Origin of the sequence: Alistipes sp. 56_sp_Nov_56_25, assembly GCF_001915285.1 — a bacterium.
In the GTDB taxonomy this organism is placed as follows: domain Bacteria; phylum Bacteroidota; class Bacteroidia; order Bacteroidales; family Rikenellaceae; genus Alistipes; species Alistipes shahii.
Genome location: NZ_MNQF01000005.1, coordinates 1 through 20,932 on the forward strand (window position 1 = coordinate 1; position 20,932 = coordinate 20,932).

Sequence of the window (20,932 nt, forward strand, 5' to 3'; positions counted from 1 at the left end):
AGTTCCGAAACATACGAATCAAGGAACTGCCCGCGGCGAAGACCAAAAAATAGCCCTGACCCTCTGAAAGCGAACCCGCCCGAATTTCGGGCGGGTTTTTGCGAACAGCAGGCCCGAATATCGCAAAAATTGTGTTATATTTGCAAAAAATAGGCCGGAGCGCAGCCTCCGCGCCGCCGAGTTCAGAATAAAAACCTAAAAGAAAAAACCATGCTTATCCCTTGTGCAATCGGTTACGGGCAGATCATCGTAATCGTATTGGTAGTCATCCTGCTCTTCGGAGGCAAGAAAATCCCCGAACTGATGCGCGGACTGGGCCGCGGCGTCAAAGAATTCAAGGATGCCGTCAACAAAGACTATACGGCCGAAGACAACAAACCCGGAGACAAATCCGACTCCGGAAAGACCGAGTAATCACACCTGTTCCGCGGCGGCAAACAAATGAACATGAAAAAAAAGGATCCGGAGTCGACGGAGATGACTTTTTTCGAGCACATCGACGCCCTGCGCCCGCATCTGGTGCGAGGGGTGATGGCAATCGGAGTCATCGGACTGGTGGCCTTCTTCTGCAAGAGTTTCATTATCGACACGGTGCTGTTCGGGCCACAAAGGCCGGACTTCCCCACCAACCGCATGCTGACATGGGTGGGCGCCCAGTGGGCGCATATGGCCGAATGGCTCAACAGCGTGCTCGGCACGTCGTTCGACACCGATCCGGAGACCTTCCGCATCGCCAACGACCGTTTCTCGATCATCAACACTTCGCTGTCCGGGCAGTTCAACCTCCACATGAAGATCTCGCTCCTGACGGGACTGGCAATGGCCATGCCCTACACGCTGTGGGAGTTCTGGCGCTTCGTGCGCCCGGCGCTCACGCCGAAGGAGATTCAGGGAACCCACCTGTTCGTATTCTGGGTGTCGCTCTGTTTCTTCGGAGGGCTGCTGTTCGGTTATTTCGTCATGGCGCCGCTGTCGATCAACTTCTTCGCCAACTACCAGGCCAGCGAGTTCATCACCAACATGTTCGACATCAGCGACTACCTGACCACCGTCATCATCGTCTCGATAGCCTGCGCCTTCATGTTCGAACTGCCGCTGCTGATCTACTTCCTGACCCGCATGGGGCTGGTTTCGGCCGGATTCCTCCGCAAATACCGACGCCATGCGTTCGTCATACTGCTCGTCGTCGCGGCAATCATAACCCCGCCCGACATATTCAGCCTCATTCTGGTGATCCTGCCGCTATACGGGCTGTATGAATTGAGCATCAAACTCGCGGAGCGGACCGAGCGCAAGCACGCCGCCGAAGAGGAACAAACGACGGAAATGACGGAAACGACGGAATAGCAGAAGACATATGGAGCGAACAAGCGAAACGAAGCCCGTCACGATCGTAGCCATCGGGGCGGGCAACCGTACCAACAAATACCTCGAATACGCGATCCGGAATCCCGACCGGATGAAACTGGTCGGCGTAGCGGAGCTCAACGACATCCGCCGCCACGCAGTCGCCTCCAAATTCGGACTGAAGCCCGAAGAGTGCTTCGCCGACTACGAACGCTTTTTCGAAAACCCCGTCCCGGCCGACGCCATCCTGATCGGAACGCCCGAGAACATGCACTTCGAGCCTTGCATGAAGGCCATCGAGGCGGGTTACAACGTCCTGCTCGAAAAACCGATCGCGCAGTCGCTGCCCGAATGCTGCCGCATCGCCGAAGCGGCGCGGCGCAAAGGGGTCATCGTCGGCGTCTGCCACGTCCTGCGATACCATCCCTATTTCATCAAGATCAAGGAGATCGTCGACTCGGGCCAGCTGGGAGAGATCATATCAATCAGCCACCTCGCAGCCGTGGGGCTCGACCGAACCACACACGGATTCGTCCGCGGCATGTGGCGCCGCGAGGAGATCACCAACCCGATGCTGATTTCGAAATGCTGCCACGACATCGACTTCCTGCTGTGGCTCACCGAGGCGCGCTGCCGCAAACTATCGTCGTTCGGGTCCCTGCGCTGGTTCCGGGCCGAAAACGCCCCGAAGGGAAGCACGCCCCGGTGCATCGACTGCCCGCTGGAAAAGGAGTGCCCCTACTCGGCAGTGGACCTCTACTATAACCGGCGCGACTGGATTTCGAATTTCGACGTCCCGGAAGGCGCGACGCTCGACGAGGTCATACTCCGACAGTTGCGCACGGGCGATTACGGCCGATGCGTGTTCCGCTGCGACAACGACGTGGTGGACCACCAGATCGTATCCATGGAAATGGAAAACGACGTCACGATCTCCTTCTCGATGGATGCCTTCACCCTCGGCGACCAGCGAGAGACACACATACGGCTGACTCACGGCGAAATCGACGGTGACGAACGCATCCTGCGCGTGCGCCGATTCCGGGGCGGGGAAGAGCAGGTCTACGACTTCTCCGGCATACTCGGCAAGCCGTTCCACGCCGGAGCCGACCTAAATCTGGTCGAGGATTTCGTCGACACGATCAGCCGCAGGGAGCACCGCTTCCGCACATCAATCGGAAAATCGGTCGAAAGCCACCGGATATGCTTCGAAGCCGAGCGAAGCAGGCTATCCGGACAGACCGTAATTCTCGACCAAACGCGCTGATCGCCCCGGGCACAAACAAGCAGGCTGCAACCGAGAGGTTGCAGCCTGCTTGTTTGTCAGCGTCATTCGACCGCCAGCTCCCGGTCGATCCGATCGGCCATGTAGCGGCAGAAACTGCGCGTATCGGCCAAGGGAGCCGACGCAGCGCCCCGCCGGTACATCGCCTTCATGTCGAGCAGCAGTCCGTAGAACAGATGCTCCCGGAAGGCGGGAATCACCCGCGGCGTCCGGTAGCCGTAGGCGGCGCCCTGCACCTCGCCGGCGCCCAACGGCGTGAAATCGTCGGCCCGGCGCTCCGCCGGCATGTCCGGAAGCGCCCCGGCGTCAGTCGCCGGGAACAGATCGCCGCCGTCGGACAGCGAACCGGACCCGTCAAACAGCGCGAAGGCGCTTCCCGAACCCGACGAAGGCTTATCTTTGACGTTGGCCGCGGCGACGGTCGATTTGAGCAGCGACTGTTGCAGATTACGGACATGGTCCGTCAGCGGTTCGCGCGAACGGAGCCGCTCCTCGAACCACGCCACGAGGTCCTTCGCCATGAGGTCGGCCGTATAAGGATCGTCGGCCTTCGAAGCCGCGAGGTCCAGCGTTCCGAGCTTTTCAAGAAGCGTGCGCGCAATCCGGCGCTGGAGGTATTCGCATGCCTGCACGCGGTTGTAAACGTTCTTCGACACCCCCTGCCGGTCGATCCAGCCGAGGTCGGCGGTCAGGGCGAGCGCCTCGCGCAGGGCGCGTCGCTGCACTTCGCGCGGCACGGCCGTGCAGGCGGGCCGGGCCGTTCCCTCGTAGACCGGATTCATATAGACGCCCCCGATGTAGCGCATCAGCTGCAAGGCGAGGGAGTTGACGCGCAGAACCATCTCCGTGAGCAGCTCCTCGCGGAACTTGTAGTCGCCGTCGCGGCCCGAAAGCCACCCGTCGCCGTGCTCGGCGACATATTTCAGATTGGCCGATTGCAGCGCCACGCTCCGGAACAGGTCGTCGCCCAGGTCTCCGGCCCCCACGCGGGGATCGTAAGTCCCGGAGGCGTACTGCGCGAAGAAACAGCGGGGGTCTCCCTCCTTCGAGGCGAGCAGGCGGCGCAGCTCCGGAACCTCGTCGTGCGGCGTCACAGCCCCCGGAACGGGCTTGTAGAGCCACTCGACGGCCAGGTAATCGTAAGGACCCAGCGCATCGGCCACGAGCTTCACACCGCGCTCCCTGTCGCCCGGCTGCGCGACGATGTTGTAGAACACGTCGTCGGTGATCGACGCCGCCAGGCCGTTTTCCCGCGTAAACGACGGCGAACGGAGCGAGTCGGTCGGATAGGCCGACGAGGCGGCGTAGTTGGGCATCACGCCGAAAGCCGAGGCCGCACGGCGGGCCACCATGGCCGTCAGGGCGTCGGCGATCTGACGCGCCGAAGGCTGCGTGGTGCGCGCCTCGGGGTCGGCGGCCGACAACGTCAGGAGCAGCTTCTTCTGAATGGCGGCCGTGAAATTGAAGGGCACGAAGATGTCGGTCCCGAGGATTTCACCGCTGCGCGGATCGACCCACGAGGCGGTGTAGAGTTCCGAATTGGAGGTTCCCGTGCGCCGCACGCAGTTGTTATAGAGGCTGTTGTCGTTGAAAGCCGGATCAGCCGGAAAAGGCTCTACCCGCACGACATCCTTGCAGCCGATCTTCGCGAAGGCATCGTTCCACAGCAGAAGCCCCCGCTCGACGGCGGCATAGGCCGAAGCGTCGAAAGCCGTGTCGACGTAAAACACCACGGGACGCACCTTCCCCGCGCTGTCGAGGATCGAACGGCGGCAGGCGTAATAATCGGTTTTGGCCTCCTGCTCCCGGTCCGAGAAGCGTTTGAACGCCTTGGCCGCCAGCCCGAGCCGCTGGTCGCAGAGCCGCATCCGCCGTTCGGGATCGCCCAGCACGCGGAGCGTGCGGCGGGCGACGATCGACTGGGGCTTGTCCTTCCACAGGTCGAGCAGGCCGAGGAAGCTGACCGTCGTGCCGTAGGAAAGCTCTCCCACCACCGAAACGCACCCTTTTCCGCCCGTCACGCCGGTCAGCATCGAACGGTCCTTCTTGTAATCGGCCTTGGCCGTCATCCAGCCGCCGTAGGTGTTGCCGCCCTCGGGGTCGATCGGACGCAGGCGTTTGACGTCCCCGACGAAAAGCGCCGTGACGTCGACGACGGACGACTTCCCGTCGGGCGTGCGGGCCTTCACGGCATACGAGGCCACGATCGGACCGATGTTGCTCCGTCCAACGGCCTCACGCATCGCCGGGCTGCCGTCGACGATCACCACCGGAGCGAACTCCCGCATGCAGAGGAGCGTGTCGCTCTTCCCGCGGCCGAACTCGACCATGTAGGGCGGCACGGGCTGCTGGTGGGCCAGTCCGTCGCCGGGATCGCCCGTCCGCTCGATCGTCGTGGTGATCATCAGCCCCCGGCCGAGCAGCGAATCGGGGAGTTCGAGGTAGAGTTTGTCCGCAGTCAGGTGCAGGGTCAGCCCGCCGCCGCGGACAGTCTCCACCCGCTTGTCCTTGAACAGTTTCTCGTAGGGAGTCGCCTTGGCGGCGGTATCGGCCTCCTGCTTCTTTTTCTTGTCGCGCTTCCTGTCCCCGGCTCCGGCTTCCACGGCGGCCGAACCGGCCGCCCGGACGGGCCGAGACGCCGCCGGCAGCAGCAAGATTCCCGCCAGCAGCGAAAGGAAAGCTATTTTAAACAGTTTCATCATGGTCCGGAAGATTTATTTTTTCAACGCTTTCTCGATGTTGCGCAGCAACAACTCGTAGTGCAGGCGCGCTTCGCCCGTCGCCGAAACGCTCTTCGTGCGGAGCATCGCACGCAGTTTGAGCAGCGCGGCATAATCCCCGGCCTCGGTGTTGCGCGGGTCGTAGTAGTTCAGGCGCGGAGAGCCGTAGCCCAACAGCGGCGCGGTGTCGACGCGGTGCGCGGCGGAGAAGGTTTCGAAGGGGTCGTGGCCGCAGCGTTCCCCGCAGGCGGTGAGCGCCGCGGTGCGGGCCGCATGCTCCCCGAGGAAGGCGGGAACGGGCATCAGTCCCTCGTCGGAGACCAGCTTCTTCTCCTCCCGCGCCCCCGTCCCGGTGTATTTCAGCCCGGCCGAAAGGCTGAGACTGCGGACGTATTCGCGCTGGAGCATCATCTCCAGCGCATCGGGCGTGCGGCCCTTCAGCGTCGAAGCCCACACGAATTCATAGACATCCCTGCGGCACTCCTCGGGCGTGTAGGCCTCCTTTTCGGCCAGCGCGGCGCTCAAAGCCACACGCGCCGGGGCGGCCACGACGACCGACACCAGCGAGGCCATGATCGACTCGGCGGGCGAACCCATCAGCGGCATGTCGCGGATCAGCTCGGCGTTGTCCAGCCACTTCATGTCCTTGAGCTGCGCGAGACAGAACAGCAGGGCTTCGCGCTGGCGTTCGCGCGGCACGCTGCGGTAGGCTTCCACGGGATCGCCCTCCATCTTCTCGGCGAAGTAGATGCCGCCGACGTTGGCCAGCACGTGGTTCAGGTAGCGGATATACTGCGTGAGCACCTCGTCGTAGAGGGTGCGCCGCTGGGAGAAATCGGGGTCCTGGGCGCCGATCCAGGCGTTCATGTTGCCGAGAATGTATTTCAGATTGGCGATGCCGTAGCCCGAGGCCTTCACGGCGTCGTCGCCCAGATCCTCCGACTGCGAACGGGGATCGATCGAGCGGCTGAACTGCTGCTTGCCGAAACGGTAGACCGAATCGGCGGCGGCCCCGGTTATCCATTTCGAAGTGACGGCATATTCGTCGGCAGCCGTCGCAGCGTCGGGCACGGGCGTGTAGAGCCATTTCACGGCATAGTAGTCGTAGAGGCCGAAACGCGGCGGGGTGAGCTTCACGCCGCGCTCCCTATCTCCGGGCCGGGCCACGTAGTTGAAGCGAGCGTAGTCCATGATCGAGGTGGTCGTGCCGTACTTCTGCGTGAACGACGGCGAGCGGAGCGAATCGACAGGAATCACCGCCGAGGCGCTCATGTTGTGCATGTAACCCAGGCAATGGCCGACCTCGTGGGCCACGACGTAGCGCAGTCCGTCGCCGATCACCTCCTCGGGAATCGTCACGGCGCGCACGCGCTCGTCGGCCTGCGCCGTCTGGACGAACAGCCAGTTGTTCAGCAGTTTCATCACGTCGTGGTAGACATAGACCGAAGCGTTGAGTATCTCGCCGCTGCGCGGATCGACCCACGAAGGCCCCATGGCGTTGGCGATGGCGATCGGCGCGTAGCGAATGCACGAATACTTGATGTTGTCGGGATCGAATTCGGGATCGTCCTTCGGATAGGGCTTTGCGGCGATGGCGTTTTTAAATCCGATGCGCCCGAAAGGCTCGTTCCACTGGTCGACGGCCTCGAAAATATGCTTTTTCCACATCTCCGGGAATCCGTCGTCGACGTAGAAAACGATCTGTTTCTTCGGCGCGACCCGCTCGCCGCGCTTCCAGGCATCCATGTCCGACGGCTCCAGCCGCCAGCGGTGGGCGTAGTAGATCACCTTGGCACGCTGCTCGCGCTCGCTGAAAAGCACCTTGCCGGTCGGGAACACCGACATGCGGCTGTCGGTGATGCGCGGACGGTAAGGCTCGCGGGGCAGCAACACCAGCGAACGGGTCATCACGGCCGTCAGCGGCTGGTCCTTGACCAGCGTCGTGCGGCCGCGGGTGAGCGTGAAAATATAGCTCAACGTACTGCGCACCACCACATTGTCGCTGAAAGCCTTGATTTCGCCCAGCATCGAACGCTCCTTCTGAAAGGTCTTCTTCAGCTCGAAAGCCGTATAAAGTCCGTACTTCGAGAAGGGCGACATCTCCTCCACGTCGGCCACGAACAGGTCCGTGACGTTGACCACCACGGCCGTGCTGTCCCGGTTCCAGGCCTCGATCTTGTAATTGCGCAGGATGGGATCGGCCGTGTTCCGCTTCACCGCCTCGGCCAGCGCGCGGGAAGCCCCCGTCTCGTCGGTGATGTTCTCGCAGTTGACCGTACGCAGCTGGACCGAACGGTCGTTGCGCGTGAAAACCACGTGCAGCGGATAGTCCGACTTGGAGCCGGTCGTCGCCGCAGCGTTGTCCGAAACCTCCGAAATGGTCGATCCGAGCAGCATTTCGCGCCCGAAAAGCGAATCGGGAATCTCGAAATAGAGCTTCCCCTTGACGTCGTGCAGGCGGAACATGCCGTCGGCCACCGTATGTTTCTCCTTGAAGAGTTTGTCGTAATCGCTTTCCTTCGGTTTTTCGGCCGAACTCTCCGCCTTCTTCGAAGCGGAGGATTTGGGCTTCTTCGCCGTCGCCGTCGCCGCCGTGAGGCAGAGCAACAGCACCAATAGTTTTCGGATCATCTGCTGAAATTTAGAATTGTGTTCGAGGTTCTTTTCGTCCCGGTTCCTGCGACCGTTCCATAATAAAGAGGGAATTTTGCCGGAAACGACATACACGAAGGCCGAAAAAAATGGGCCGCGTCGTGTGACGCGGCCCGCTCATCCCTGATTTTCAGCGGATCAGTACATATACTCGGTTTTGGATGGGTTGCCTCCCTGCTGCGACCACGACGCGGCGCAGCCCTCGGCCGCACCCTTCACCGCGAAGACGGTGGGCTTGTCATCCTTCATGCCGTTGACGTAGATCGTGCCGTCGTAGGAGATCGTCGGCGACGAACGCAGCTCGTCGGCCAGCTTGATCTCCGCCACGCGCGAGCCGTCCTCCGGGCGGAGTTTCACCAGCTTGCCCGTAGTCCGGTCGTTGTAATAGACGAAGCCCTGATCGTCAACGGCCGGAACGCCGTTGATGTCGCCGTCGGCGGCGTGCTCCCAGCGTTTCACGCCCTGCGCGGAGATGGCCGTGACGTGGGCCGCCACGCTGCCGGTCTTCTGCGTCGCGGCGTAGACCGTGCCGTCCTCGCCCAGCGCCACGCCCATGCCCGACTGGGCGCAATCGCCCTTGACGGGACAGTACCAGTCCGGTTCGGGCGTCTGCCCGTAGACGGTCTTTGCCGGATCATAACAGTAGACGACACCCCCGCCCAGACTCTTGTCCGCACGCACGCCCTGGTTCTGGAACAGGATGTAGACCTTGCCGCCGGGACCCGACGCAGGCTGCGTGCCGTTCGGCGCCTCGCACGTAGCATCCTTGCCGCTGCCGCCGTAGTTGTGCTCGCGGCCGTTCGACTTCACGCAGGAGAATTTCCACTTGCCCGCGCCGTCGGGGAAGAAGACGCGCATGCCGTGACTGCCGCCCGTACCGGCGATCACCATGCCGTTTTTGAGCGGCAGCACGCCGCCGTAGGAGCCGCCGTTGACGTGTCGCTCGTCCACCAGGTCGCCCGACGATTTGTCGTAGACCTGGAAATTCTGATGCCCCGAAGGCACGTTGCGCGCCACAATGAAGAGATATTTCTCGGTGACGGCCGGCGAAAGGAACCGGAAGCTGGTGTTCACGCCCGTATTCACATGCCAGACCTGCGAGCCGCCCCCGGCGCCGCCGCTGACGGCGTAGAACGCGCTGCCTCCCGCGCCCTTGTTCGGCTCGTTGAAGCCCGCCAGCGCGTAGACCGTGCCGTCCTCGTCGACCGAAGGCGTCGGCGACTGCACCTTGATCGAACCGCTGTTGTTCTCGGCCGACGCACCGTCCTTGCCGATGTCGAAGGCCCAGAGACGCTCGCCGGCCTTCGTGAAGCAGACCAGCGAATAACCCGTCGAAGTCACATAGACATACTCACCGTCGGGGCTGACCGCGGGCGACGTGCCGAACACATAGGCGTCCTTCGTGTCGTCGTAGGGGTACGACCAGAGCAGGTCGAGGCTGATGGCGCCGCGGCCCACGTCGATGGTCACCGTCTTGGTGTTCCTGCCTTTCTTGTTGTCGGTCACGGTCAGCGAGACCTCCGTAGCCCCCTGCGCCGCGAAGGTGAATTCGGGATTCTGCTTGTCGGAGGTCGTGGTTCCGAATTTCCACTCCCAGGCCACCACCTCGCCGTCCTCGTCGGTCGAACAGTCGGTGAACTGCACCGGTTCGCCCGCCACGACCTTCTCGGGCGACCACGTGAAGTCGGCCACGGGCCGGATGTTGTTGTCCACGACCCGAATGGTCTTCTCGAACGACGACTTCTTCGCCCCGCGGTCGGAGGTGACGGTCAGCTTGATGACATACTCTCCGGCCTGATCGTAGGAGATGTTCTCCGGAGTGGTTTCGTAGGAGACGACGCCCTTGCCCAGCTCCCATTTGCAGATGGCGATCAGGGCGTTTTCGGCCGTCGAAGTGTTGGTGAGCACCACCGGATCGCCCACATCGTAGGACTCCTTGTCGGTGGTGAACGAGGCGTGGACCGCCACTTCCTCGTCCGGCTGGCAGGAGACGGCCCCCATGAGGGCGAAAGCGGCCAGCATATAGATAAATCGTTTCATTTCAATCGGTTTTGAGCTTTGGTTGCAGGATTACTTGAACTCTAACACGGCCGCGATGGGATAGTGGTCCGAAATGTAGGGGACCTTCTCGTAACGCTGGTCGACGGTGGCGAAGCGCAGGGGCGTGAAGCCCGAGCTGAAGATGTGGTCGATGCGCGGGTAGTTGGTCGCCCCGCCGAAGTTGTTGAACGACGCCTTGTTGTCGGTCACGGGAGCGGTCGTGCGCGCGTCGGCCATGAACTTCTTCACGCCGTCGAAAATCGGGCTGTCGAGCATCTTGTTGAAGTCGGCGGTCAGCACCGTCGGCTGGTTGTCGGGGTTGAGCGACCGGATCTTCGCCTCGATCAGCTCCATCGACTTCTGGGCCGCCACCTGCCCCACATGGTCGATGTGAGTGTTGACGTAGAAGAACTTGCGGCCCGACTTGTAGTGGGTGAACAAGGCCCACGTGGCCGTGCGGTAGGTCGAGGCGTCCCAGCCGACCGACGGGACGTCGGGGGTGTCGGAGAGCCAGAAGGTCCCCCACTTTTCGAGCTTCACGGCATCGGCGAGGTAGTAGATGGCCATGAACTCACCGGCATTCTGGCCGTCGGTGCGGCCCACGCCGACGCTCTTGTAGCCCGCGCAGTTCTCGTCCATGTAGGTCTTCTGGTCGAGCCGCGCCTCCTGCACGCCGAGCACCGTCGGCTGCTGGTCGGCGAACATCGCCGGAACGGCCTTTTTGCGGTTGTCCCAACTGTTCGCACCGTCGTCGCCCGAGCTGTAACGCACATTGAACGACATGACTTTCAGCTGATTGTCCTCAAGTCCGGGATTGACCGGCTCCTCCGGTTCGTCGCCGGGCTGGGGTTTGTAGAATTCCGAGTAATCGGGCTTCGGATCGCTGCACCCGGCGGCGAAAACGAAGGCGAAACTCAACGAAAAGGTCAGTAAATAACGGAATATTCTCATGGTCTTGCTTTTTATTTATTCGTTGTCCCACTCGGGGTTCTGCGAGATCGTATAGCCCGCGTTCCTGTAATCGCGGATCACCTTGGCGGGAATCGGATAGAGGTACTGGCGCCCGTCGGGATACCAGTAGCGGTCGCCCGCACCGGTCTTGTAGACCAGATCGTAACCCGACACGGGATTCGCCTCGGCATAAAGCCCCACGCCGTCCTGATTGACGCGGACGGCGATGTTCTTGTAGGCCGCCGGAGCCGACGCAACCTCGCCCTCGGTGAAGTAGTAGTCGTTCACGCCGTCGCCGTTGACATCGACGGGCTGCTCCAACCCGGGGATGTGAATGCCGCTCCACGGCAGGGTCTCCATCAGCGATCCGCACTTCCAGCGGCGCAGGTCGTCGAAGCGCATGCCTTCGGCGACGAGTTCTATGGCCCGCTCGCGGCGGATTTCGAGCAGCACGGGGCTGGTCACGTCCGGATAAAAGGTGCGTTGCAGGTAGCTGTCGACGGTCGTGGGCAGCGTCTCCGTGCCGCCCGTGATACCCGCGCGCTTACGCAGCGCACCGACCGTGAGCGCCCATTCGGAGTCGGTGAGCACCCCCAGTTCGGCCTGCGCCTCGGCGTAGTTGAGCAGCACCTCGGCATAGCGGATCAGCGGAATGCTGTTGATGTTCTTCGCACCGCCGTCGTACTTCGATTCGTCGAGCGTGTACTTGATCACCTGGTAGCCCGTGAGCGAAAGGTTTTTGATGTCGGCGACCGCCGTCTTGCCGTCCCACAGGAAGTTGCGGCCGCGCACGGTCTGCTCCAGGCGCAGGTCGCGCCCCTCCATCTCCTCGGCGAAGGATTTCACGGCGTAGTCGGCGGCGGCGGTGAAGGGCGTGCCGTCCTGCTTGAGGTAGGTGTGGACGAACGAGCGGACGAGGCTCCAGCACAGTCCGTACGAGCGGGCGTTGAACCACCAGTTCTGCTCGCCGAAGATGCCGGATTTCTCGTTGGCGCAGACGGCGAGGATCACCTCCTGCGTCAGCGGCGTCTCGCTGTAAAACAGATCGCGATAGGCGCCCTTCTTGCCCGCGGCGGTGTTGAGCGAGCAACCGCTGTTGTCGATCACCAGCTTGGCGGCCTTGGCGGCCTCGCGATACAGCTCCTCGGGGGTTATCTCAAGCCCCGTGAGGTTGTGGTAACGGCGGTAAGCCGCTTCGAAGAGGCAGACGCGCGACTTGAGCGCGGCGGCGGCCCAGCGCGTGAGCGTCGCGCTGCCGGTCGACGAGGTGGCCTGGATGTGCTCGTAGGCGAAATCGAGGTCGGCGATCAGGTTGCGGATGATCACGTCGCGGCTGTCGCGGTCCTTGTACATCACGTCGTTCTGGTAGGACTGGATGTCGTTGGGGAACCAGGGAACTTCGCCGTAGGTGGTCAGCTTGTCGTAGTAGAACCACGCACGGAACCAACGGGCGATGCCCAGGTAGTTGTCGCGCGTCTCGGCTTCGACGGTGCAGTATTTCGGATCATTGCAGCCGTCGATGAAGTAGTTCACGTTCTTGAGCGCGCCCCAGCTCCAGCTGGTCGCCGTCTCGGTGTTGTAGGCCCCCCGCTTGATGAAGGTGTCGGTGTTGCTGACGGCCCCCACGTCGCACATCTTGTCCTGCATGAAGCCGTTCTTGAGCGTCGGCAGGGCCTTGTAAAACGAATTGGAGTAGAGTTCGAGACCCGATTTCGATCCGAAGATCATCGACTTGTCGGCTTTCACCTGCACGTTCTCCGTCAGGTCGCACGACGTGGCGAACGCAACGCAGCCCACGAGCAGACTCCATATATAGGTTGATCTTTTCATAGCACGTAAACAGTTTAATAGGTGATCGAGATGCCGAAGCTGAAGCTGCGCATCACGGGATAGTTATGTCCGTCGCCCTTGCTGTTGGAAATATCCGAGTCGGATTTCTTGCTGGCCACCGTCACGTCGAAATCCTTCGTGTGGCGGTAGAGCGGCGACCAGCTCCAGAGGTTCTCGCCCGAGAAGTAGACCGAGACCTTCGAAAGACCGATCTTCGAGATCCACCGCTTGGGCAGCTCGTAACCGAACTGAAGATTCTTCAGCCGGATGTACGACACGTCCTGCAGGTAGCGCGTATTGACGTTGACCGTATTGGCGTTCATCGGACCGTAGTAGCCCACGTAGCGCGGCAGGTAGGCGTTCGGACGCTCCTCGGTCCAGTAGTTTTGCAGATGCCACGTCGGAACCTGGTTGTAGGGACGGTTGTACATGCCCCAGAAAAGGCTTTCGTCGCTGGGGAACCACTGCTGTCTGCCCACGCCGTCGAACAGCGCCGAGAGGAAGAAACCGTTCCAGTCGGCATTGAGCGAAATGGTGTAGAGGTAGCGCGGCTCGGAGTTGCCGATGATCTTCCGGTCGCCCGGATCGTCGACCGTGCTGCTGCCGCGGTCGATGGCGTCGTTACCGTTCAGATCCTCGAAGCGCATGTCGCCCGGATAGGTGATGTACTTCTCGGAGGTCTGCATGATGTCATTCTTGTAGCCCTTGCCGCCGAACGCCGCGTCGATTTCGGCCTGCGACTGGAACAGCCCGTTGCAGACGAAACCCCAGATCTCGCCCAGACGCTGCCCCTCGTAGTAATCGGAGAGCTTGCGCGAGGCGTTGTTATAGCGGTCGATTATGGAATAATAGTCGGCCAGCGTCGCCTTGATTCCGAAATTGAAGGGCTTGCCCGCCAGCTTGAACGAATCGTTGTAGCTCAACGCGATTTCATAGCCGTAGGTGCTCATGTCGGCGTAGTTGCCCTTGGGGGCCGTCGCTCCGAAGGTGTCGGGAAGCGTCGGGCCGACGGTGTACATGTCCACCGTCTTGCGGATGTAGTAGTCGGCCGTGAGGTTCAGCCGTCCGTTCAGGAAACCGGCGTCCAGTCCCACGTCGAAGGTTTTGGAGGTCTCCCAGCCGATGTTGTCGGGAATCTGGCCCGGGAGGCTCGTGTAGCGCAGCTTGGCCTGCCCGAAGAGGTAGCGGGCCGCGTCGCCCGAACCGGTTCCGAAGGTCGACAGGCCGAAGGTTTCGAGGTAGGTGTAGGGATCGACGTTGCTGTTGCCCAGCGCACCGTACGAGGCGCGCAGCTTGAGGTTCGAAACGGCCTTGGGGCTGACGTTCCAGAACTTCTCCTGCGAAACGCGCCAGGCGGCCGAAGCCGAGGGGAAGAAGCCCCATTGGGAGTTGTTCGGAAATTTCGACGAGCCGTCGTAGCGGCCGTTGACTTCGAGCAGGTAGCGGTCGTCGTAGGCGTAATTGAAGCGGAAGAAAGCGCCCACGTAACGCCAACGGCTGCCGCCGGCGGTGATCGACATGATGTCGCCCAGCGCGAAGTTGATGTTGTCGGCGTCGGGCATCAGAAGGCCGTTGCGCTCGGAGTAGGTCGACTTGTAGTCCTGCTGCTCGTAGTTGTAACCGGCCAGCGCCTTGAAATAGTGTTTCTCGGCGAAGGTGTCCTCGAACTCGGCGTAGGCGTTGGTGGCGATATAGGTCGTCAGTTGCAGCGACTCCTTCATCACGTCGTCGGTCTCGGGCGTGCCGAGGTAGACGATTTCGCCCTCGTAGGCGCTGTAAGGGATGGCCGTGGTCTTTTTGGTCTCGGTGTAGTCCTTGGTGCGGAACGAGAAGTCGCCCGTCAGGCGCAGGCGGTTCTCCAGCATCGTGACATTGAGCGTGGTGGTGTTCTTGAGCGTCTTGGTCGTGCGGTCGAGCCAGTTGTTGCCCGTCACCAGACCGCCGATGGCGTAGGCGCCCGACTTGGTGAGCGTACCGTCGGGATTGAAGATCGGCGACGAGGGGTGCCCCTGGTCGTTGAGCGAACGCCACAGCACGCCGCCGCCCTCCTTCGAATAACCCATCGGCTGACGGTAGCGGTCGTGCGTGTAGTCGAAGTTATTGCTGATCTTCAGCCATTTGAACACCTGCGAGGAGACCTTCGAACGGAGGTTCATCGTGCGGTAGGTGTCGGGCGTGAAGTTGAACAGGCCGTTGTAGTCGTACAGACGCCCCGAAAGGTAGTGGCTGATCTTGCCGTTCGAACCGCTGACCGAGATGTTGTGCGTCTGGGCGATCACCGTATCCTTGTAAAGTGCGTCGTAGTAGTCCGTATTGCCGTAGTAGACATACTTGCCGTCGGGTTCGACCGTCGTTTCGAGCTTGTTGCCCGCGAGTTTGCGCTGGCGGAAGGTGTCGAGCCACGCACGCGAAAAGTCCTGCGAGTTGTTGAAGCCCGTCGGCTCGTTGAAGCGGTAGTTGTACCATGCGTCGTAGAAGAGGCGCGAATAGACGTAACCGTCGTCCACGACGTCGGGAATGGCCGTGGGCTGCTGGATGGAGACGTTGCCCGTGTAGTTGATCGTGAACTTGTCGGTGAGTTTGCCCGGGTCCTTGGTGGTGATGAGCACCACGCCGTAGGGTGCGCGCGAACCGTAGATGGCGGCCGAAGCTGCGTCCTTGAGCACCGAGACCGACTCGATGTCGTTGGGGTTGAGCATCGCGGGGTCGCCCTCGACGCCGTCGATCAGCACCAGAGCCGATCCGCCCGCGCCGATCGACGTCTTGCCGCGGATGTTGTACGACGCCGAGCGGTTGGGCTTGCCGTCGGCCAGCGAAATATTGAGGTTGGGCACGGCGCCCTGCAACATCTGCGTGACGTTGGCCACGGGACGGTTCTCCAGAAGTTCCGAGGAGACCTGGTCGACGGCGCCCGTCAGGTTGGCCTTCTTCTGCGTGCCGTAGCCCACGACCACCACCTCGTCGACGAGCGTGGCGTCCTCCTTCAGCTCCACGGTGACGAACGAACGGTTGCCGACCGGGATTTCGGCAGTGGCGTAGCCCAGCGCCGAGACTTGCAGCACGGCGCCGTCAGCCAGACCCTCGAACGAGAACGAGCCGTCGGTCCCGGAACTCACGCCGCGGGTGGTTCCCTTGACGATCACCGCGGCCCCGACAACGGGCTGGCCCGCGGCATCCCGGACGACGCCCTTAACGGATTGCGGCACAGCGGCACTCTGCCGGGGGGGGGAAAGGTAAATCTTGCCGTCGCGGATCTCGATTTCGACCTTGTCGTCCGCCAGCAGCTGTTTCAGCGCCGCACGCACGTCGACATCCGCGACGGCGATGCTGACGACCTTGTCGGGATTGACCGTCGGACGCGCATAGTAGAACGTGTAGCCCGTCTGCTCGGTAATCCGCCCGAACACCTGTTCGAGCTTGGCATTCCGGAAATTCAACGTCACTTTCTGCGCCCGGGCCGTCAGGGCCGTCCCGGCTACACAAAGCAGCATCAGAAAGAGTAGTCTGATTCGTTTCATACAGATTAGTTTAGGTAGTTGTTTACTAAAAAGCCCGTTTGCGCGCTTTTCACAGAATAGACACGCAAACGGGAAAAAACGATGAGCCGAAACTCTTTTTTTTATCTGAAACTTACCTTTATTTCTGTTTTGGTGCGTTCGAAACGCACCGGAGAGATCAGTTCCATTTCACGCAAAACATTATCCAGCAGCGTATTGTCGGTCGCAAAGGTGTAGGATATGGGGCGATCGGGCTGTCCGTCGGTTTCGAAGCGCACGTCGTACCACCGCGAAAGGGTTTCGAGCACCTCTGCAAGGGGCGTGTCGCGGAACGAGATCACGTCGTCCTTCCAGATCGAATAACGCATGGCGTCGGCGCCGCGGACGATCCGCCCCTCGCCCGAGCGCCGGTCGTAGAGCAGCTGTTCGGAGGGCGACAGTTCGAAACGACCGCCGCGGCGGTCGTCGAGCACCACGCGCCCCTCGTCGAGCGTTACGGCGACGATGTCATCGTCGCGGTAGGCCTTGACGTTGAACGACGTGCCGAGCACCTGGATCTCTCCGCCCTCGAACTCCACGACGAACGGCCGCCGGGGATTGTGGGTCACCTCGAAGTAGGCTTCGCCTTCGAGCCGGATGCGACGCTCGAAAAGCCCGAACTTCACGGGATAGTGGATTTTCGACTCGGAATTGAGGTGGGCGACCGTGCCGTCCTGAAACAGGCACTGCGTACGCCGCCCCCGGTCGACGACGAATTCGCCGTACTCCGCATCCGAAAAGATGCCCCCTACCTGACGGTCGAGACGCAGGGCGACGCCCAGCACCAGCGCGACGGGAATCACGACGGCGGCGACGCGAAAAAGAATGCGGCGCCGCCGGCCGCGCGTGAGGGCGGTTTTGATCCGCGCGAAGATGCGCTCCGAGGCGACCTCCTCCCGCTCATAGTCGCCGCAGGACTCCTGCCGGTCGAAGTCGCGGCCGATGTAGCGACTGGCCCATGCCTGGCCCGAATCGGTGGCGAGCCACTCGGCGACCGAAGCGGCCTCGGCGGCGGTGGCGCGGTTTTCGAGCGTCTTATGCAAAAGTTCTTCCGAAGGTCTGTTCATAAAAATAAAGTTTGCAGGATGACGATAAGCAGGACGATATGGCCGAAACGGCTCTTCAGGAGTTTGACGCCCTCCTGGTAGTGCGAACGGACGGTGTTGACCGAAAGATTGAGCATTTCGGCGATCTCGGGGTTCGAATAGCCCGCCTTGCGCAGGTACATGACCTGCCGCTTCTGGGTCGGAAGCCCCGCGATCACCGTATCGAGCATCTGCAAAAGATCCTCGCGCTCGATCTGCGCGTCGAGCGGGTCCGAAGCCTCGGGAATGAGCTGCGCCAGGCGGTAGCTGTGCACCAGCTCGGTATTGCGGCTGCGCAGGTAATTGAGGATGTAGTTGCGGGTCATCGTGTAGAGGTAGTTCCGCAGGCTCAGCATGACGGTCATCTCCTGCCGCCCGATCCAAAGTTTCACGAAGACGTGCTGCACGGCGTTCTCGGCCGCGGAACGGTCCTTCAGCATCTTCAGGGCCACGGCATAGAGTATCCGGTGATACTTCCCGTAAACCACCCGGAAAGCCTCCTCGCTCCCCTGCTTGATCCGCCGGAACAGTTCCCGATCCTCGTTTTCCTGAATGAAATCTTCGGTCATACCGGAAGCAAAGATAGCATTAATTTCAGATTTGCAACCTCCTGCCCCAAAAAACGAAAAAGCCGCAGCCCGAAAGCTGCGGCCCTGCCGGTCTGCGGATCAGCGGATTCCGTATTTCCGGAAAATCTTGCGCAGCTGCGGTTCGAGATGGCGGGTCATGTACATGAAACCCTGGTCGGAGGGGTGCGAACCGTCGACCGTCCCGAGGTGGTCCGTGCCGATCATCCCCCGGGAGTCGATGAAGTAGATGTTCCGGTCGTCCTTCATCAGCCGCCGGACGCCCGCTTCGGCGGCGGCGCGCTTGTCGGATTCGAATTTCCGCGCCCGGAGGTTGAAATTCACGGTCTCGCGGACCTCGGTCTGAATGAAGATCAGCGGCGTCGAGGGATGCGCCTTGCGGACGGTCGCCACGAAGGCGTCGAGCCGCTCCTCGATCTCCCCGGCGCTCGGGTTGGAGAAGGCGTCGAAAACAAAGGCGTCGGCATCCATCTCGGCCAGCATCCGCGCGAATTCGGGTTGCAGCTTGCATTGCCCGCTGTAACCGAGATTCAGGAAATCGAGTCCCATCCGGCGGGCCAGCCGCGCCGTCCAGGTCATGCCGGGACGCCCGGCCGAAGCGCCGTGGGTGATGCTCGACCCGAGCACCACGATCCGGTGGCGGAAGGGGTTCGGAACGGCCTCGATGCGGCTGTCGCCGTCGATGCCCAGTTCCAGCGAAAGCACCTCGTCCCACAGGGGCAGGTAGACCAGACAGGTCTTTTCGCCCTCGTCCATATACTCGACCAGCGCGCTGTCGTGGTTGTCGCCCTTGGGCCAGCCGAAACCGGCGTAGGCCCACTGCCCGTCGCGCTCGATGTAGAGATCGAGACCCTTGCGGGCGATGGCGGTCATGTTGTGGCCCAATCCGTATCCGCCGGTTTTCCACCGGGCGCGGATCGTCCGGCTGTCGGTGCGGAAAACGACGGCCAGTCCGGTGGAGAAGGCCGAGTAGTTCTTCACGGGCTGCCAGAGCTCGTAACGGGCGGTGTCGACCCGCTGGAACAGTTTGGGTGTGGGCATGCTCTTGCCGATGACGGTCAGCGTCGCGGCATCGACGTAACGGAGCGGTTGCTTCTCCTGCGCACCGGCGGCGTTCAGCGTCAGCAGCAGCACGGGCAGCGCGAGGCTGCGGAAAACGAGGGAAAGGTTCTTCATGGTATCGGAATTTGGTTGTATCCGGGTTTGTCGGCCGTCCGGCGGATTCAGAGTTTGTAGAGCGCGTAAACGGGATTGTGGTCCGAGAGGAACGGAACGCCGTAACGCCCGGAATCGACAAGGGTCCGGTAGGCCAGCGCACGGGCGTTGCGGGCGAAAATGAAGTCGATCCACAGCGAACGCTTGCCGAAGTCGTTGAACGTCGGCAGTTCGTCGGTCACCGGGGCCGCATGGCGCGCCGACTGCATCCACGCCTTCAGCGGGTCGAGCAGGGCGTTGTCGTAGGTCGTATTCAGGTCTCCCGAGAGAAAGACGGCGGCCTTCTCACCGGCGATCCGCTTCATCCGGGCGACCATCATCCGGGCCGATTCGGCGCGGGCCTGCTTGCCGATATGATCGAAATGGGTGTCGAAATAGAAGAACTCCTTTCCGGTTTTCCGGTCCTTGAGCTGCACCCACACCGTGACGCGGCGGCACATGGCGTCCCAGCCCCGCGAAGGGCATTCGGGCGTGGGGCTGATCCAGAAAAACCCGCTGTCGAGCAGGATGTATTTCGAACGGCGGTACATGATCATCAGATGCTCGCCGCCGTCGGGTTTCTTCTCGATGTCGGTCGCGGCGTCGCGTCCCATGTCGACCTCGGCGTATTCGGGGAGGTTCACCTTCAGATAGTCGATCTGCGGCCGGTGCGGCTCCTGGAAGCCGATGACGTCGGGCGATTCCGCACGGATCATCTCCAGACAGGCGGCGCGCCGCGCAACCCAGCCGTTGTCGCCGTCGGCGCCGGGCTTGTAATAGCGGATGTTGAACGACATCAGTTTCAGGTCGGCCTTCGCAGCGGCGGCGGCCAGCGCCTTGTCGTCCTGCGCCCGCAGGGGCAGCGCGAGGCCGAGAAGCGCAACAAAAAGCAGTAGTTTTTTCATCATGGACAAAGGTGCCAACACGCCGGACGCAGCCGAAACCGGACAGTCCGGCAGAACGCTCCGACAAATAAAAAATATCATTACAGCACCAAAGATAATTCAAAAAAAGCAAAAAAAGCAAACCGGGTCCTGCTTTTTTATACGGATTACGGGCCGCAGGCCACTGCAACAGACAGCAAAAAGAAAGGGCCGAACCTCCGACGGAGCCGAACGGAACGGGGCGCACGCCGCGGTTCCGGGACAGAAACGCCGCATCCGCCGATCTTCGGACGTCAGGCGTTTTTTCCGCGGGAAAGGCTCCGAATGTCCCGGAAAATTGCTACCTTTGCCGCAAACAAACCCTATTTACACTATGGAATTCGAAGGAACCGTTTACAAAATACTGCCCGTGACGAAGGGAACGTCGGCACGCGGTGAGTGGCAGCGTCAGGATGTGGTTTTCGAAATGAACGAAGGCTCTTTCACACGCAAAATCTGCGTTACGTTCTTCAACAAGCCCGAAGACGTGGCCCGTCTGAAAGAGGGCTCGACCTACAACGTCTCGGTCAACATCGAGTCGCGCGAATACAACGGCCGCTGGTACACCGACATCCGCGCATGGCGTCTGCAACCCAAACAGGAGGCCGCGGCGGCCCCGATGCCCGACATGCCGCCCATCGCCGAGGAGCCTTCCTACGCCTCTGCGCCCGCACAGGTCGACGACCTGCCGTTCTAAACGGACTCAACCGAAAAACTCCGGCCTTCGATGATTCGAAGGCCGGAGTTTTTTAGATGCCTATTTATAAAAAATCCGGATGCGC

The 20,932-nt window shown here is 61.6% G+C and carries 14 protein-coding genes; 4 read left to right on the plus strand and 10 right to left on the minus strand.

What is annotated here, in order from left to right:
- Window positions 1–210: 210 nt before the first annotated feature.
- Genes BHV64_RS03305 through BHV64_RS03315 form a run of 3 tightly spaced genes read left to right on the plus strand, consistent with a single transcriptional unit; the run spans window position 211 to window position 2,614 of the window.
- Window positions 211–414, plus strand: coding sequence for a Sec-independent protein translocase subunit TatA/TatB (locus BHV64_RS03305; protein ID WP_022062525.1), 204 nt, complete (start codon window positions 211–213; stop codon window positions 412–414).
- 27 nt (window positions 415–441) lie between these two features.
- Entirely contained in the window at window positions 442–1,347 is a 906-nt protein-coding gene (gene tatC / locus BHV64_RS03310) for a twin-arginine translocase subunit TatC (RefSeq protein WP_288115554.1), read from the plus strand.
- 10 nt (window positions 1,348–1,357) lie between these two features.
- Window positions 1,358–2,614 carry a Gfo/Idh/MocA family protein gene (locus BHV64_RS03315; RefSeq protein ID WP_138266195.1) on the plus strand — a complete coding sequence of 419 codons (1,257 nt, stop codon included), beginning with the start codon at window positions 1,358–1,360 and terminating at the stop codon, window positions 2,612–2,614.
- Window positions 2,615–2,676: 62 nt separating this feature from the next.
- Here BHV64_RS03315 and BHV64_RS03320 read toward each other — a convergent pair whose 3' ends face one another.
- From BHV64_RS03320 to BHV64_RS03365, 10 genes are all read right to left on the minus strand, one after another.
- Entirely contained in the window at window positions 2,677–5,334 is a 2,658-nt protein-coding gene (locus BHV64_RS03320; protein WP_288115555.1) for a zinc-dependent metalloprotease, read from the minus strand.
- 12 nt (window positions 5,335–5,346) lie between these two features.
- Window positions 5,347–7,983, minus strand: coding sequence for a zinc-dependent metalloprotease (locus BHV64_RS03325; protein WP_288115556.1), 2,637 nt, complete (start codon window positions 7,981–7,983; stop codon window positions 5,347–5,349).
- A gap of 159 nt (window positions 7,984–8,142) precedes the next feature.
- On the minus strand, window positions 8,143–10,044 hold the full coding sequence (locus tag BHV64_RS03330) for a PKD domain-containing protein (RefSeq protein WP_217727668.1): 1,902 nt from the start codon (window positions 10,042–10,044) through the stop codon (window positions 8,143–8,145).
- A gap of 30 nt (window positions 10,045–10,074) precedes the next feature.
- Complete coding sequence (locus BHV64_RS03335; protein ID WP_022062519.1) at window positions 10,075–10,995, minus strand: endonuclease/exonuclease/phosphatase family protein; 921 nt, start codon at window positions 10,993–10,995, stop codon at window positions 10,075–10,077.
- 15 nt (window positions 10,996–11,010) lie between these two features.
- Window positions 11,011–12,825 (minus strand): RagB/SusD family nutrient uptake outer membrane protein, encoded by a 1,815-nt coding sequence (locus BHV64_RS03340; protein WP_217727667.1) that lies wholly within the window; start codon window positions 12,823–12,825, stop codon window positions 11,011–11,013.
- 14 nt (window positions 12,826–12,839) lie between these two features.
- On the minus strand, window positions 12,840–16,343 hold the full coding sequence (locus BHV64_RS03345; RefSeq protein ID WP_288115557.1) for a SusC/RagA family TonB-linked outer membrane protein: 3,504 nt from the start codon (window positions 16,341–16,343) through the stop codon (window positions 12,840–12,842).
- Window positions 16,344–16,444: 101 nt separating this feature from the next.
- Window positions 16,445–17,428: a FecR family protein gene (locus BHV64_RS03350; protein WP_015547251.1), complete on the minus strand. Its 984-nt coding sequence runs from the start codon at window positions 17,426–17,428 to the stop codon at window positions 16,445–16,447.
- Window positions 17,425–18,015, minus strand: coding sequence for an RNA polymerase sigma factor (locus BHV64_RS03355; protein ID WP_015547252.1), 591 nt, complete (start codon window positions 18,013–18,015; stop codon window positions 17,425–17,427). Before BHV64_RS03355 ends, BHV64_RS03350 begins: the two co-directional genes overlap by 4 nt.
- 99 nt (window positions 18,016–18,114) lie before the next feature.
- Window positions 18,115–19,209, minus strand: coding sequence for an SGNH/GDSL hydrolase family protein (locus BHV64_RS03360; RefSeq protein WP_015547253.1), 1,095 nt, complete (start codon window positions 19,207–19,209; stop codon window positions 18,115–18,117).
- Between the two features lie 47 nt (window positions 19,210–19,256).
- Entirely contained in the window at window positions 19,257–20,132 is an 876-nt protein-coding gene (locus tag BHV64_RS03365) for an endonuclease/exonuclease/phosphatase family protein (RefSeq protein ID WP_044054431.1), read from the minus strand.
- Between the two features lie 352 nt (window positions 20,133–20,484).
- Between BHV64_RS03365 and BHV64_RS03370 the strand changes: the two genes are divergently transcribed.
- Window positions 20,485–20,847, plus strand: a complete 363-nt coding sequence (locus BHV64_RS03370) for a DUF3127 domain-containing protein (RefSeq protein ID WP_015547255.1) — start codon at window positions 20,485–20,487, stop codon at window positions 20,845–20,847.
- Window positions 20,848–20,932: the final 85 nt, after the last annotated feature.